We start from the raw sequence: 15,036 nt of genomic DNA, 5'->3' as shown, positions 1-15,036 counted from the left end.
CCCAACGGACCGCAAAGACGGGGCCAAGGCAATCACGAATTCTGGCACAAATCATGCTCTCCGTGTATGCCGTGCTGGGCGCACAGGGCGCATACGCCCAGGCGCCAGGCGCAAACGGAATCAACTACACCGTACGCATCGATGCGCCCGGCAATCTCGACGACCTGCTCGAAGAAAACCTCGACCTGCTGCGCTGGCGCGGCAACCCGCGCGTCGACCTCGAACAGCTGCAGCGCCTGGTCAAGGCCGCGCCGGAAGAAGCGAAGACCCTGATCGCCACCGAAGGCTATTATTCGCCACAGATCACTGCCGGGCTCGATACCAGCGGCGGTACGCCGGTCGCACGCATCGTCGTCGAACCCGGCCAGCCGGTGCTGGTGGGCGACCTCGATCTCGTGCTGCAGGGTTTTGTGCCCTTTGAACAAGGCGGCGCGCCCTATGATGCAGGTGCCCTGCGCAACCGCTGGTCGCTGCCGGTCGGCGCGCGTTTCCGCCAGGGCGACTGGGAAGCGGCCAAGCGTGATTTGCTGCGCGAAGTGATGCAATCGCGCTTCCCGCGCGCCCAGCTGGTCGAAACCAGCGCCACGGTCGACCCTGAAGCATATAAAGCCTCGCTGCGCGTGGTCATCGACAGCGGTCCGGAGATGCGCTTCGGCGAGCTGCGCATCCGCGGCATGAAACGTTATCCAGCCACCGTGGTGACCAACCTGAACAAGATCAGGCCGGGCGACATGTACAGCGAGGCCGCGTTGCAGGCCTTGCAGGCGCGGCTGCAGGAAACGGGCTACTTTGCCACCGTCGAGGTCAGCGCCGACATGCGCGCCGTTCTCAACGCCGAGCTGAAGGAACTCAAGGACGATGCCGGGGCGTCGCCGTCGGAGGATGACGACGACCCGGCTGCGCCAGCCGCCCAGGCTGCCGCGCAAGCCACCGCCACCGCCACCGGGGACACTGTTCCCGGCCAGGCCACGACCGGCGTCAAGCCGCCCAGCGCCCCCGGCCCGACCGTGCTGCCGGTGCTGGTGCGCGTGACCGAGAACAAGCAAAAGAATGCCGAGGTCGGCGTCGGCTTCTCGACCAATACGGGCGGGCGTGCTTCGGTGAGTTACGACGACCTGTTCGTGTTCGGCAAGCGCATGAAGAGCGACCTGATCTACGAACAGAAGCGCCAGTCGGCGCGCGTCGATTTCTACTGGCCGACCACGCCCGACGGCTACAACGACAGCGTCGGCGGCGGCATCGAACGCATCGACCTGCGCGGCGAACTGACGACAGTAGCCAGCGTGGCCGCGCGCCGTGCCTGGGGCACGCCGGAACTGGAACGCAGCCTGACGCTCGAAGCGCTGATCGAACAACGCGAAGTCGCGGGTATCGAAACGACACGCAGCAAGAGCGTGCCGCTGACCTATGCCGTCACGCGCCGCAAGCTCGACAACCTGCTCTCGCCAACCCGCGGCTATGCGCTCAACTGGCAGGTCGGGGTGGCGCCGCTGCCGCTGTTGACCGATGAAAAATTCATTCGCGGCTATACGCGCGGTGTCTATTACCGCCCGGTGGGCACAGGCGATACACTGATCCTGCGCGGCGAAGCCGGCGCCGTGCTCTCGAAAGAGAAAATTGGCGTGCCGAGCAGCTTCCTGTTCCGTGCCGGCGGCGACCAGTCGGTGCGCGGCTACGGCTACCAGCAACTGGGCGTGCGCGAAGGCGCAGCCGTCGTCGGCGGGCGCTACCTGCTGACGGCCGGCGCCGAGTACCAGTACTGGTTCCGTCCGCCATGGGGCGTGGCCTTCTTTGTCGACGCGGGTAACGCCGCCGACAAGGTCAAGGACCTGAAACCCGAAGTCGGCGTCGGCGTTGGCGCGCGCTGGCGCAGCCCGGTCGGACCGATCAATGTCGACCTTGCCTACGGCGAGGCGGTGCGCAAGGCGCGCCTGCACTTCTCACTTGGATTCACGTTCTGATGGACGATCACACCACCACTACTCCCACCCCGGCGACGACGCCCGCGCCGAAAACGCGGCGCTGGCCGCGCCGCGTCGCCATCGGCGTCGTTGTCACCGGCGTTGTCGTCGGCAGCGCGGCCTGGTACCTGGGCCGCGAAACGACGCTGCAAATGATCGCCGAGCGCGTCAGCCGTTCGACCGGCGGCAAACTGACCATGACCGGCATCCGCGGCTCGATCTACGGCGCCATGCACATCGACCGCATCGTCTGGCGCACCGACGCGCAGCTGGCAGTGGTTACGAATATCGACCTCGAATGGTCGCCGCGCCAGTTGCTCTCGAAAGGCATCGAGGTGAGCAAGCTGCACGCGGCCGACCTGCGCATGGAAACCCTGAAGGAGACCGACGAGCCGACCACGATGCCGGCCTCGCTCGCCCCACCGTTTCGCATCATGCTCGACGATGCGCGCCTGGCCAAGGCAAGCTTCGTGAACAAGGGCGCCACAACTGAAATTACCAATGTCCGCATGCGTCTGTTTGGCGACAAGGTCGAGTGGCAGCTGCGCGACGCGGTGGCGACCACGCCCTGGGGCAAGGTCGCGGCCGACGGCAAGATCGGCGCGACCCGTCCCTTCAAACTCGATGCGAATGCCAGCCTGTCGCAGGCGCAGGTCGGCCCGGGCGCGACGCCCGCAGCGTTAAAACTGCGCGCCGGCGGCGACTTGAACCTGACCACGCTGGACGCGACCGGCAACGCCGGCCGCGCCGGCGGCGAAGCGCGCATGACGCTGTCGCCCTTCGCGCCGATCCCGCTGCGCACGATGAACCTGAGTGCACGCAATATCGATCCCGGCTTCTTCAATCCATCGCTGCCGACGGCAGATCTGACCCTGACGGTGGCGGCAAAGCTGGACGACAAGCGCGCCATTTCCGGTAACGTGAACCTGGTCAACGATGGCCCGGAAGGCACCATCGACCAGCAGCGCCTGCCGCTGCGGGCGTTCCGCGGCCAGCTAGGGGGCGACCTGTCCGCCATGCGCATCAACGACGTGCTGCTCGACTTCGGCGCGGCCGGACGCTTTACCGGCAGCGGCAGCGTCCAGCGCGGGGAGAACGAAGAAGGCCCGGGCACCGCGAATTTCGCGCTGCACACCGACCGCTTCGATTTGAAAGGCATCCACGGCAGCATGAAGCCGACGAAGATTGCCGGCGACATCGCGGTGGCGAACGTCGGCAATGTCCAGTCGCTCGACGTGCGCCTGGTCGAAAGCGGCCTGCGCCTGACGGCCAAGGCGAAGCTCGAGAACAACGTGGTCGACATTTCCGAAGCGCGTCTTGCGGCCGGCAGCGGCATCGTGGCCCTCACCGGCAACATGAAGCTGGGCGAAGACAAGGCCTTCAAGGTCAACGCGAATGCCAGCCGATTCAATCCGGCGGCGCTGGGCGACTACCCGCAAGCCGACATCAATGCCGTCGTCAACGCCAGTGGCGTACTGGCCCCGGCGTGGAAAGTGAATACCGATTTCGCGCTGCGTCCGAGCCGCCTGTTCGACCAGCCGCTGTCGGGTAAAGGCAAGCTCGCTGCCGACGCCAAACACGTCACCGGCGTCGACGCGACCGTGGCGCTGGGCCAGAACACGGTCAAGCTGAGTGGCGCCTTCGGCGCCCCGGGCGAACGCATGGCCTGGCGCGTCGACGGGCGCGAACTGGCCACGCTCAAACGCGACCTGTACGGCGCGATCGTTGCCAGCGGCGTCGTCACCGGCACCATGGACAAGCCGCGCACCACCTTTGTCGCCGATGCGAATGGCCTCGGCTGGGTCGCGGCCCAGCGCAAGGGGAGCAACAGCAACCTGCATGTGAGCGGCGAAGCCTGGCTCGCGGGCACGAAAGAAGCACGCTTCGTCGAAGCCAAGGGCAGCGGCAACATGGCGCGCTTCAATCCGGCCGCCTTCGGCAGCCCGCTGCCGGGTTCGATCAACGGCGCGTTCGATGCGAGCGGGCGCTCAGGCGCCGACTGGCGCGGGGCACTGAATCTCAAGCTCGCCGAATCGACGCTTGCCAAGTCACCGCTGTGGGGCCATGCGCGCCTGGCGGTGGATAAACGTCACGTGTCCGGCGCCGACGTCGACCTGCACGTGGGCGCGAACGTCATTGCCGCCAAGGGCAGCTTCGGCGCCGGCGGCGACCGCCTCGACTGGCGCATCGATGCGCCCCAGCTGGCCGCACTTGGTCCCGACTATGGCGGCGCCTTGCGCGGCGCCGGCACCGCCAGCGGCACGATGGACACGCCGTCGCTGACCGCGAATCTCGACGGCCAGAACCTGCGCCTGCTCGGCACGCACAACCTGAAAACGCTGCGTGCGACTGCGAATCTCGGTTCCGGCCGCGGCGCAGCAGATCCGTTGGTGAGCGACATCCAGATCGCCGGGTATGCCAATGGCGAGACCCGCATTGCGGCCGCCAGCCTGCAAACAAACGGCACGCGCGGCGCGCACACCCTGCGCGCCGCCGCCCGTGGCGAAGACTTCGACGCCCTCACGGAAGTGCGTGGTGGCTGGAACGGGAATGCCTGGGCCGGCACCCTGGCCGCCCTGCAGAACAAGGGCCGCTATGCGATGACCCTGGCCCAGCCGGTGCCGCTGCGCATTGGCGTCGCGCCCGGCGCCGGCCTTGCCGGCCTGGCGAAACCGGAGTCGCTCGCGTTCAACGGCGCGCTGATCCGCCTGCCTGCCGGTACGGTACGGATCGACACGCTCACCAAAACCGGTTCGCGCTGGAACAGCCGTGGCGCAGCCGCCGGCGTACCGCTGAACTACCTGGCCCAGTTCTCGGAGGCGCTGCGCGACAACGTGCAGGGCAACCTGCTGCTCGGCGCCGACTGGGCGCTCGACCTGCGCAACGGCACCGGCGGCGCGCCTGCACTGGCCGGCAACGTGCACCTGTTCCGCGAAGGCGGCGACGCGCTGGTCGGCGCCAACACCCCGGTGGCGCTGGGACTGCGAACCTTTGACGTACGCGCCGATGTGCAGGGCAGTTCGCTGCGCACCCAGGTCGTGCTCGACGGCACCCGTACCGGTACGGCGCGCGTCGACGCCACCGTCCAGATGATCGGCGGCAAGGTCAACGGCGACAGTCCGCTGCGCATGACGGCCAACGCCGACATGGCCTCGATCGCCTGGCTGGCGCCATTCGCCGGCCAGCGCGACCTCGAACTCGACGGCAGCCTGAAGCTGGCAGTGACCGGCGGCGGCACCGTCGGCACGCCTTCCCTGAACGGCAGCATCAACGGCGACGCGATCGCCGTGCGCTGGCCCGAACAGGGCGTGCGCCTGCAGGGCGGCCAGTTGCGCGCCCAGCTCGCGGGCGACCGCATGGTGCTGCAGCGCCTCTACCTGCAAGGCCTGTCGGGTAGCGCAACCGCCGACGGTTCGATCCGCTTCGGCGGGGACATCCCGACGATGCAGTTGAACCTGGTGGCCGACAAGCTCGAAGCCTTGTCGCGGCCGGACCGCACCGTGATCGTCTCGGGTAACGCGGCCCTGGTGCGCGACGCCAGCCGCTTCTCGCTGGACGGCCGTGTCAAGGTCGACCGCGCCCTGATCGAATTCGCGCCGCAGGGCCGTCCGACAATCTCGGAAGACGTCATCGTGCTGGGCCGCGGCAAGCCGATGCCGCCCCAGAAGAAAGAAGCGGAAATGCCGTTGACGGTCGACCTGCGGGCAGATCTGGGCGACAATTTCCACCTGCGCGGCCTCGGCATCGACGCCATGCTCGAAGGTAGCGCCCGGGTACGCATGGTCGGCAATGCTGCGCCGCGCGTGAACGGCTCGATTCGCGTAGCTAGTGGCAACTACGCCGCCTATGGCCAGAAGCTGGCGATCGAGCGCGGCGTCATTACGTTTGCAGGTCCCTACGACAATCCGACCCTCGACGTCCTGGCGGTGCGCAAGCAGCCCGAGGGCGAGCAGCTGAGCGAGACGAATGTCGAAGCCGGCGTGCAGGTGCGCGGCACGGCGCGCTCGCCGCAGGCGCGCCTGGTATCGACGCCGAACGTTCCAGACAGCGAGAAGCTGTCCTGGCTGGTGCTCGGCCACGGCATGGAAGGCACGAGCGGCAACGAGAAGGACGTGCTGAGCGCGGCGGCCGGCGCCCTGCTGGGCGGCAAAGGCGGCACCGGCGGCATCCAGTCGAAGCTGGCGAACTCGCTCGGCGTCGATGAACTGGGCATTGGCCAAGGCCGCAACGGCGAGGCCGAAGGACTGGCCAACACCGTGGTCACGGTCGGCAAGCGGATTTCCTCGCGCGCCTATGTCAGCTTCGAACAGGGTGCGACGACGGCCTCGAGCCTGGTGCGCCTGCGCTACAAGCTGACGCCGAAGTTCACGCTGCAGTTCCAGGCGGGGACGAATACGGCACTCGACGTGCTGTATGCATGGGCGTTCGATTAACAAGTTCGGCCAGAAAAAATTCGAGGTCCCCGCGGGGACCTCTTTTTTTTAATGCAGGCTCGGCTTCGGATCCGGCACCGGGTCTTCGCTTTGCGGCGTGTGCCCTGGCTGGTGCAGCGGATGATGCGGCGCGTCGAACGGGTCTTGTAAGGGCTCGTCGGCCGGCACGGGATCGGGTGCACGGTGGGCGCGCAGTGGGATGGGGATGGCTGCAAACATGGGTCTGGTCTCCTGAAAACGGTGTTGTCACCTTACCATGAGCCGCGCGCATCCGACGCCCGGTTACAATGCCGGCTCCATCTCAACCAGCGCTTTCCGCCCGATGACCATCACCACGCTCGCCCTGCTCCTGCTCACGCCGATCCTCGTCTGGCGCATCTACACGCGCCTCAAAACGCAGATGGCGCGCCAGCGCTCGATCCTGTCGCGCCACTACACGGGCGTGCTGGTGTTCCTCGGGATGATCCTGGTGTCGCTGTCGGAAGTGCTCACGCGTCCCTACGCGCTCGGCGCGCTGGCGGCCGGCACGGCGCTGGGCGTGTTCTGGGGCGTGTTCGCGCTGCGCCGCACGGTGTACGACGATACCGAGATCGGCTACTTCTTCACGCCGCCGACGCGGCTCGGGATCATCATGGCCATGGTGCTGGTGGCGCGCGTGCTGTACCTTGGCGTCGAGATCTATGCCAGCCAGGGCAGCGGCGTGCCGGCGCCGCGCTTCACGGATAGTCCGCTGACCATGCTGTGCGTGGGGCTGACCGGCGGATATTTCGGCACGTATTCGGTGGGCTTGCTTCTTTGGCGCCGTAAATTACGCCAAGCGATCGAGAAGGCGTAATTGGTTTCGTAGAGTGGGCACTTGTGCCCACTCTACGTATTAAGCGGCTTTCGCCGCTTCCTTGCGTCGCTGCAGCACGAAAATCGGCTGCGCCCACTGCGTGTCCTTCTTCTTCTTGCTCGTGATGAGCGTCAGTTCCGAAGGGTCGTAGACGTCGGTGTTGTGCGTCAGCGGGGTCGTCATCAGGTACTGGGCGTCGGTGTTCTTCAGGAACTCGCCGACCAGCTGGATGTTGCGGATATCCAGGTGCGCGAACGGTTCGTCGATGAACACGAAGCCGCCCGAGCCTTCTTCCGATTTCAACAAGCCAATCAAGAGCACCAGCGACTTCATCACCTGCTGGCCACCCGAGGCTTCGCCGTCGTTCATGCCGATCTGGTCCTTGCCGTCGAATTTGAAACGCACGTGCAGGCCGGCTTGCGCCAGTTGCACGTCGTCGTTTTCGAGGCGCACCGGGTCGGCTTGTACGTCGATACCGGCCAGTGCGCCCAGGTCCTTGATGTTCTTCGAATAGGTCTTGATCGTGTAGCGCAGGCGCTCGATATAGGCGCCGCGCGCGTTGCCCGTCGCTTCGATCGCGCGGTTGTTCTGGTAACGGCGTTCTTCCGTTTCCACCTGGCGTCCCGACAGCTGGTCGTTCAGGCGTGCGTACTGGTCGATCACGGTGGCGTCTAACTCCCAGTCGTCGCGCGCCAGCGCATGCTCGAGCGAGGAGACGCGCAGGTTGACCTGGTGCGCGTTCTGGTGCTGGGCGACCAGCGCGGCACGCCGTGCCGTACGCTTCCAGGCGGCCGGAATGCTGCGCCAGCCGCGGCGCAGCGCCAGCAGTGCCTTGGCGTGCTCGCCGCGCTGCTCGATCTGGCGCCGGTAGTTCAGGCGCAAGCCCGCTTCGGCTTCCGACAGCGCCATGCGCGCGTTCTGCCACACGGTGTCGGCACGGGTGCGCGCAACCGTTGCGTTCTTGGTGAGCGTCTGCAGCTCGCCCAAGCGGGCGCCCACTTCCAGGCGCTCGGCCTTGATCGGGGCGATCGAGCGCGCCGCTTCCTCGAACTCAGCCTGGCGTGCAGCCAATTCCTTGGCCGCATCCACACCGGCGATGCGCGTCTTCAGGGCGCCCACCTCGGAAGCCAGTTTGCTGATCGTGAGCGTGAGCGCGTCTTCTTTCGCTTCCAGGCTTGGGAGCGACTTCTGGATCGCCTCGAGGCGCTGGGTCTTGCCGGCGGCGCCGAAACGGTAGCGCGACGGCTCGACGAACAGCGAGCGGCCGCCACGGCGTTCGCGGTGGTAGGCGTCCGGCGTGATCCATTCTTCGGTGCCCGATTTAAAGCCGGCATCGACCGAGTCGACACGATCGATGCGCGCCAATTGATCGATCAGCCAGCCAGGCGCCGGCGCCGAGAAATTCACCACCGACAGCAGGCTGTCGTCCTTCTTCTTCGGCGCTTCGATGCAGTCCGGGACGATGAAGTGGCGATAGCGCTCCTTCTCCGCCAGGCGGTACGCCGCCGGCGCATCCTTGGCGCGTTCGAGCAGCACGACCGAGGCGTAACCACCCAAAACACCTTCCACCGCGCCCTGCCACTTCGGATCCGTCACTTCGACGATATCGGACAGCATCGCATGCGGGATGCCTTCGTCGCGCAGTGCGCGGCGCATCAGGCGCTGGGCTTCCGGTTCCGGCATTGCGCTCTTGCCCTGCAGCGCGGAGATGGTCGCCATCTCGGCGGCAATCCTTGCACCCAGCGCTTCGCGTGCGGCCTTCTGGCGCGCCAACTCCGCTTCCTTTTCTTCCAGTTGCGAAGCTACTTCAGCCAGGTCGGCGCCCGCCTCCGCCGCCAGCTTTTGCAGGCGTTCCTTTTGCTCGACCAGGTTTTCCAGCGGCTTGATGCGGCTGTTGATCTGGGTGAGACGGCTGGCCAGCACGGTGCCTTCCTGTTCCAGCAAGGTTTCCTGCTGCTGGGCTTCGGTGAGGGCGCGCTGTTGAAGGGCCAGCGCCTGGCGCCTTTCGGCCAGCACGCTATCGACCTGCGCCATGGGTTTTCTCTGCTCGTGCAGTGCGCGGCTGATGGTGGCGGCCTTTTCGCGTGCCTCGTGGTACTCGAGGCTCGGCAGCACTTCTTCCTTCAGGTCGCGCCGTTCCTGGTGCAGGGCTTCCCATTGATGATAGTTCGCCACGCGCAGGCGCAGGCCCTCGAGGTTGACGCGCGAGGTCTCCAGTTCCGCCTCAAAACGCTTGAGTTCCGTCTCGGTGTCGCGCTGGTGGCGCTTCGCTTCGTCGTAGGCGTCCAGCACTTCCTTGTCGCCGAACACCTGGAATACCAGGTCCAGCAGCTGGCGCGGCGCGTATTCGCACAGTTTATCGGTCTCGCCCTGCTCCAGCGCCAGCACCTTCGACATCGCCGGCGACAGCCCCGCTGACGCCAAGCGTTTCCTGTAGTTCTCGACGCCCATCCAGTCGGTCGCCTCGGTGACTTCCTCGATGTCGACATTGCCCGGGCGCATCAGGTACTGGCGCTTCCAGTCGCCGCCGTTCTTTTGCACTTGGCAAAACAGCGTGACTTCGTCGTCGGCGAAAAAGCCGGAATGGCGGAACGGACGGTTCGACAGCTGGCGTCCGACCGGCTTATTGTCGACCACGGCGCGAATCCAGGCGCTTTGCTGGCCCGAGTGGCGCGCATAGTGTTTATAGGTGCGGCCCATCGAGCAGTCGAGGCCGAACAGGGTACGTAGTGCGTCGAGCAGCGTGGTCTTGCCGGAGCCGTTCTGGCCGGCGATGGTGATGATCTTGGCGTCGAGCGGAATGTTCTTGATCCGCTGCCAGTAATCCCAGTGGACCAGCTCGAGTGATTTAATGTGGAACATAGTGTCTCAGTTCGGGGTATCTGGAGGCTCGACGGCGTCGGCGTCGTTGGCGGCATCGAGCGCGCCGCGGCGCGGCGCGGCGGCCAGCGGCGCGCGTTTAAACACGTCGGACAGGGCGCCGTTGATGATGCGCTCCTTGAGCACGTCGGTGTCCATCATCAGGTCGAGCAAGGGCCCCTCCAGGATCACGTCGCCGCGGCGCTCGATGAAGCCGAGTTTCGACAGCTGGCCCAGGTTCATGTCCATGCGCGTCTTCTTGCCGAGCTTATCGCCGAAGTCCGACAGCAGCGCCGTGTAGGAGATGCCGATCGAGGTGTCTTCGGCGCGCGGGATCGGGCTGTCCTTGTCGAACAGGTCGTTCTGGTCGTCCGCTACCGTGACGTGGGTTTCCTGGCGTTCGCGCTTGGGCAGAATGATCTGCGCCCACAGCACCACGAGTAAGGCCACGCCATCGCGCGTCAGGCCGAAATTATTGTTCTGCCAGATGTCTTTCGCGCCGAAGATCTTCGGCTCGACATTGCGGTGCAGCGCGATCGTCACGTGGTCGGCATACACGTTATCGAGCAGTTTCAGGCCGCATTCAAGCAAGCGTTTGTCGACCTCGATGCGGAACTGCTCGTCCGACAGCGCGCGCTTGACCATCTTGTCGTCGCGGCGCAGGGTCTGGTGCGTCAGCAGGCGCGCGATCAGGATTTGTGCATCGTCATTCATGTTCCGGTCCTGCTTCTGGATTCAGTGAGAGGGTGGCAAACGACATGGCCGCCACTTCCGGATCGTCCAGCTGGACCATCTCGTCGGTGGGTTCGAAGCGGATCGGCAAGCGCGCCAGTTCGGCGGTGGCGCCCTGCAGGCTCGCCTCGCTGGCGTCGCCCAGCAGCGGCAGCAGCGACGCGCGATACGAGGCGACGGCAAAACCGGCCGGCAGCAGCGACTCGTGCAGCTGCACCTTCTTGGGCCCGGTTTCCGAGAATTCCGGGAAGTTGCCGAGGTTGGCGAAGTCGGCCAGCTTGTTGATCCAGTCGGTCAGTTCGGCCTGCGTCGCCGGATTGTCGTTGACCGTCAGGGGCGCGTCTTCGCCTGATGGCAGGCCCTTCGGCCCAACGGCAATCGCGCGCTCGGTCAGGAGTTCGGTCTCGGCGACGTCGATCATCTCGGCCGGCGTGCCGAACAGCGGCACCACCGGACGGTCGATCGCGCCTTCGGCCAGGCTTGCCAGGTCGTCGTGCGCCAGCAGCCAGCGTTTCACATCGGTCGTGGACAGGCCGGACTGGCCCAGGTGCACGCGCTGGCGCTCGATCTGGTTCAGCGCACGCGAAAACATGCCTTGCATGTTCAAGAGCGCGCTTTGTGCCCTGCCGATCGCCTGCGCCGCCTTGTGGGTCGCCGCGTCGGCGCGTTCGTCCGAGGTGATCGCGCGCAGGATGAAGGAACCCTTCTCGACCCAGTCGCAGGCCATGTGCCACTTCGCCTGCGAGGTGCGCAGCTTGAATTCGGAGCCGGAGGCGATCGCGTCGCGGAACTCCTCGGTCAGTTCGACCAGGCGTCCCAGCAGGTGCCGCAATTGTTCGACCGTGATGCCGCCGACCGCCTGGGCGCCGGCCACCTGCGACAGCAGGAAGCCCATTTCGGCATCGTCTTCCTCGGGTTTCGCCAGCGCGATCAGGGTGTCGAGCGCGGACAGGACATTCCTCGCGAGCGGCGTGATGCGGTAGACCGCAGCGGGCGCATCCCAGGCCAGCAAGCCATGGGTGCGCAGGCGGTTGAGCACCGTTTCCAGGCTTTCCGGGATCAGGTAAGCGAGCTTGGTGTTGATGTCGCCGCGCGAAAACGCCGAGCTGCCGGTGTCGGCCGCCAGCTCGCGCAGGACCAGCAGGCGCACCAGCACGCCATCCTGGCTGCCGTGGAACAGCGCCGAAAACGCGGACAGCATCGGCTGCGCGCGTTTCAGGTGGAAGACCTGCTCGATTTCGTCCGGCGCGATGCCGTGCTGGAAGTGCGCGGCGAGTGGATCCTCGTCGGGCGCCAATCCATGGGGTTCCGCGGCGAGGGCCGCGCCTGCCTGTATGTCGATCATGTGGGATACCAGTTTTGCGAGCGCGGAAGGTGTGGCAGCCTGTGGCGGCCCGGTCGTTTCCGCGGGGGCGCCAGTATAACAGTTAAGAACCGGCAACTAGGAGGGGAAAGCGGCTGCCGGCGTGTTCCAAATTACTTGCGTGTGATTTTTGTCACTGTCTGCTCGATCGTTTCGCGCTCGTCATCGCGGAAACGCAATTTGACGGGATACCACTCCTGCGCAGGTGCCAGCCAAATGTCGACGCCTTCGCTCTTGCCCTCGCCGCGCGGCTCGCGCGTCACGAGCAAGGTATCGAGTTCGCCCATGGCGGTCTGGATCTTCTCGCGTTTTACAACTTTAAAAGTCCAGGGCTCGGCATCGCGCCGTCCCGCGACAATAAAGCTCCACTCGCTGCCCGGCTTGAAGCGCGCTTCGCCGGCCGCGCGCGCCACCGAGGCCAGCTGCCAGGTGACCGAGGCGCGGTCCTGCTCGCCGCCTTTGAGCGCGAGCGGTTCCTTGGCATCGGACAAGGTGACGGTTTTATTCTCGCGGTTGAAGACGGTCGTGGTCGCATCCTTGCGGTAGCGCTTTTCGTAGAACTCGGCGGGCGCCAGGCCGAAGCTGTCGACCGCGCCGCGGCTGCGGTATTCGGTGAGCTTGCCGAGCAGTGCCGCGCTCGCTTCCACGTTCACCTCGTACTTGCCGTCGCCACCGCGCCAGGCGATCAGCGCCTCGCCCTTCAGGCCGAAGCCGCGATGCTGGGCGTTCATTTCATAGGCCAGGTCGGCCGGCGGCGGCAACTCGACCGCGCGTTTTGCCGGCGCGGCGGCCTGGGCAGCGGAACCGGACGCCAGCAACAGCGCCAGCAGGCTGCCCTTCAGAAGATTGCTTCGCATTATCATTTTCCTGGTTCAGTAAGGGCTATATTATTCACGGTTTGCGTGGTCACTGCACCGTTGGCCTCCGTATTGCGAATCTGCACCGGATACCAGCCTCGGCCTGGAGCCAGCCAGACGTCCAGGCGCGAGCGGTAAGAACCCTCTTTCGGCGGGCGCGACAGGTGCACCGTCTGCAGCTTGCCCAGCTTCGTATCGATCTCTTCCGGGCCGAGCACGACGAAACGGAACACGGCCGCGTCGCGGTCTTCACCGACCTGGATGTCGATGTCGCCGGTCAATTGGCCCGGGTCGCCGCGCGCGATCGCCGCCAGTTGCAGCGGCACGCTGGCCTTGTCCTGGGCGCCCGGGTTCAGGGGGATGGTCTTTTGCGAGGACGAAAACGTGATCCTGTCGTGCTGCCAGTCGAAATGGGTGGCGGTCAGCGCCCGTCCGCGCCGCTTTTCCGTCATTTTGACGGGCGCGAACCCGGTCGCGGCGAGTGCCCCTTCGCTGGTCAGCACGGCAAGATTCACGCGCGTAAAGACGATGCGGATGCCGGCCTCGAACTCGATCCGGTAACTGTCGTCGCGGAAGGTCCAGGCCAGCTGCGCTTCGCCACTCCAGCGCGTGCCGTCGGCGTCGACCCGGGCCACGTCCATCGTGATGCTTGCCGGCGGAGGCATGTCGACCTTGTAGCGGCGCGCCTCGGGTAGCGGCGGCGCGACCGCTTCGGCCGCTGCGGCGGGCACGGGCGCCGGATCGGCGGCGGCGATCTCCAGTGGCGCTTGCGGTGCCGTCTCCTCCCCCAGGCCGCCACTGCCCGGCTCCACCACGGGTCCGGCGGCATCCTCGCTCAACAGCGGCGCACTGTCCTGGACCAGCTTCGGCAAGGGCGGAGGCGGCAGGGGTTCGGGTTCCGGCAGCGGCAGCGGGTCGGACGCAACTGGCGGCGGCGCCGGTTGGGGCAGCAACTGCGCCTGCACGAAGTCGATGCCGTCCGTCGCAGGAAGGCGCGGCAGCGCGACCGTCCCGGCAACGAAGGAGAACAGCGCGGCGTGCAGGAGGAGGATCAGTGCGCCGAGCAGGACGGCACGGCGATGCCTGGCAATGGTGGAAGCGATACCCATGCCCCTAGTGTACCCGGCCAGGTGCACGCCTGCTGCCCAGCAGTGTCGCGGCAGCGCTTTGTGCAGTGTTATTTATCTGCTACGCTAGGACGACAACCTATTGGAGACCACCATGCACAAACCCCCTTCGCAGAATGTGCCCGGCATGACGGATACGCTCGAGTTCGTCAAGAATCTCTGGGGCGGCATGGGTGTGCCCGGCGTGTCCGCGCTGAACACGCCCGGCCTCGGCGCCCCCTCGCTCTCGACGGACGACCTCGACAAGCGCATCACCGACCTGAAGACCGTCGAAACCTGGCTCAACCTGAACCTGACAATGCTGCGCACCACGATTCAGGCGCTCGAAGTGCAGCGCGGCACCCTTGTCGCCCTGAAATCAATGAGCGACAGCATGGCCCAGGCGATGGGCCAGAAAGGCGACCAGACAGCGTCCCTGCCGCCCTTCGCCGCCTTCTTCAACGCGATCGGCACCCAGCAGGCGGGCACGCAGCCGGCCGCCCCGCCGCCGCCAAGCGCCCAGCCTGGTTCCGACGGCGCCGCAGCGGACCCGGCAATGCCGGCTGCCGTCGCCTGGTGGAATGTGTTGCAGGACCAGTTCAGCAAAGCAGTGGCCAGCACGATGCCGGTCGATGGAGGATCACCTGACAAGCCTGTCACCGACAAGACGGCGAGCGACAAGGGGGCGGCGAGCAGGACGCCTGGTGACAAAGGGCCGGCGGACACGGCACCAACCGCCGTACCGGATCCGGCACAGCGCGCGACGGGCGGCGGCGATACCGGAGGCACGCCTGGTACTTCCTCGCAGAAACCTCCGCGGACAAAATCCGATAAAGCGTGATCCCAGCGCAAATAAACTGCTCTGCCGAGCCCATGTATTGATTTGACGG

Annotated in this window: 10 protein-coding genes; 4 read left to right on the top strand and 6 right to left on the bottom strand. The window is 66.1% G+C overall.

The window, feature by feature from the left end; translation table 11 throughout:
* Positions 1–53: 53 nt before the first annotated feature.
* Entirely contained in the window at positions 54–1,961 is a 1,908-nt protein-coding gene (locus tag ACHAC9_RS14775) for an autotransporter assembly complex protein TamA (RefSeq protein WP_435760764.1), read from the top strand.
* On the top strand, positions 1,961–6,394 hold the full coding sequence (locus ACHAC9_RS14770) for a translocation/assembly module TamB domain-containing protein (protein ID WP_435760762.1): 4,434 nt from the start codon (positions 1,961–1,963) through the stop codon (positions 6,392–6,394). The genes ACHAC9_RS14775 and ACHAC9_RS14770 overlap by 1 nt, the downstream gene beginning before the upstream one ends.
* A gap of 48 nt (positions 6,395–6,442) precedes the next feature.
* Here ACHAC9_RS14770 and ACHAC9_RS14765 read toward each other — a convergent pair whose 3' ends face one another.
* Positions 6,443–6,613, bottom strand: coding sequence for a hypothetical protein (locus tag ACHAC9_RS14765; RefSeq protein WP_435760761.1), 171 nt, complete (start codon positions 6,611–6,613; stop codon positions 6,443–6,445).
* Positions 6,614–6,650: 37 nt separating this feature from the next.
* Here ACHAC9_RS14765 and ACHAC9_RS14760 point away from each other — a divergent pair, with 37 nt between their 5' ends.
* A complete protein-coding gene (locus ACHAC9_RS14760) occupies positions 6,651–7,229 on the top strand; it encodes a hypothetical protein (protein WP_435760760.1) in 579 nt (192 codons plus the stop codon).
* 39 nt (positions 7,230–7,268) lie between these two features.
* Here ACHAC9_RS14760 and ACHAC9_RS14755 read toward each other — a convergent pair whose 3' ends face one another.
* From ACHAC9_RS14755 to ACHAC9_RS14735, 5 genes are all read right to left on the bottom strand, one after another.
* Positions 7,269–10,091: an ATP-binding protein gene (locus tag ACHAC9_RS14755; protein ID WP_435760759.1), complete on the bottom strand. Its 2,823-nt coding sequence runs from the start codon at positions 10,089–10,091 to the stop codon at positions 7,269–7,271.
* Positions 10,092–10,097: 6 nt separating this feature from the next.
* Entirely contained in the window at positions 10,098–10,802 is a 705-nt protein-coding gene (locus ACHAC9_RS14750; RefSeq protein WP_435760758.1) for a hypothetical protein, read from the bottom strand.
* On the bottom strand, positions 10,795–12,165 hold the full coding sequence (locus ACHAC9_RS14745; protein WP_435760756.1) for a hypothetical protein: 1,371 nt from the start codon (positions 12,163–12,165) through the stop codon (positions 10,795–10,797). The genes ACHAC9_RS14750 and ACHAC9_RS14745 overlap by 8 nt, the downstream gene beginning before the upstream one ends.
* A 131-nt stretch (positions 12,166–12,296) precedes the next feature.
* Positions 12,297–13,040 (bottom strand): DUF3108 domain-containing protein, encoded by a 744-nt coding sequence (locus tag ACHAC9_RS14740; RefSeq protein ID WP_435760755.1) that lies wholly within the window; start codon positions 13,038–13,040, stop codon positions 12,297–12,299.
* A 2-nt stretch (positions 13,041–13,042) separates the two neighbouring features.
* Positions 13,043–14,149 (bottom strand): DUF3108 domain-containing protein, encoded by a 1,107-nt coding sequence (locus ACHAC9_RS14735; RefSeq protein WP_435760754.1) that lies wholly within the window; start codon positions 14,147–14,149, stop codon positions 13,043–13,045.
* A 112-nt stretch (positions 14,150–14,261) separates the two neighbouring features.
* Between ACHAC9_RS14735 and ACHAC9_RS14730 the strand changes: the two genes are divergently transcribed.
* Positions 14,262–14,987 carry a PhaM family polyhydroxyalkanoate granule multifunctional regulatory protein gene (locus ACHAC9_RS14730; protein ID WP_435760752.1) on the top strand — a complete coding sequence of 242 codons (726 nt, stop codon included), beginning with the start codon at positions 14,262–14,264 and terminating at the stop codon, positions 14,985–14,987.
* The last annotated feature ends 49 nt before the right edge of the window (positions 14,988–15,036 follow it).

The sequence above is a fragment of the Massilia sp. CMS3.1 genome (assembly GCF_051262535.1).
GTDB lineage: Bacteria > Pseudomonadota > Gammaproteobacteria > Burkholderiales > Burkholderiaceae_D > Telluria.
Note: the sequence above shows the minus strand (reverse complement) of the source record. Positions and strands in the feature narration are given on the sequence as shown.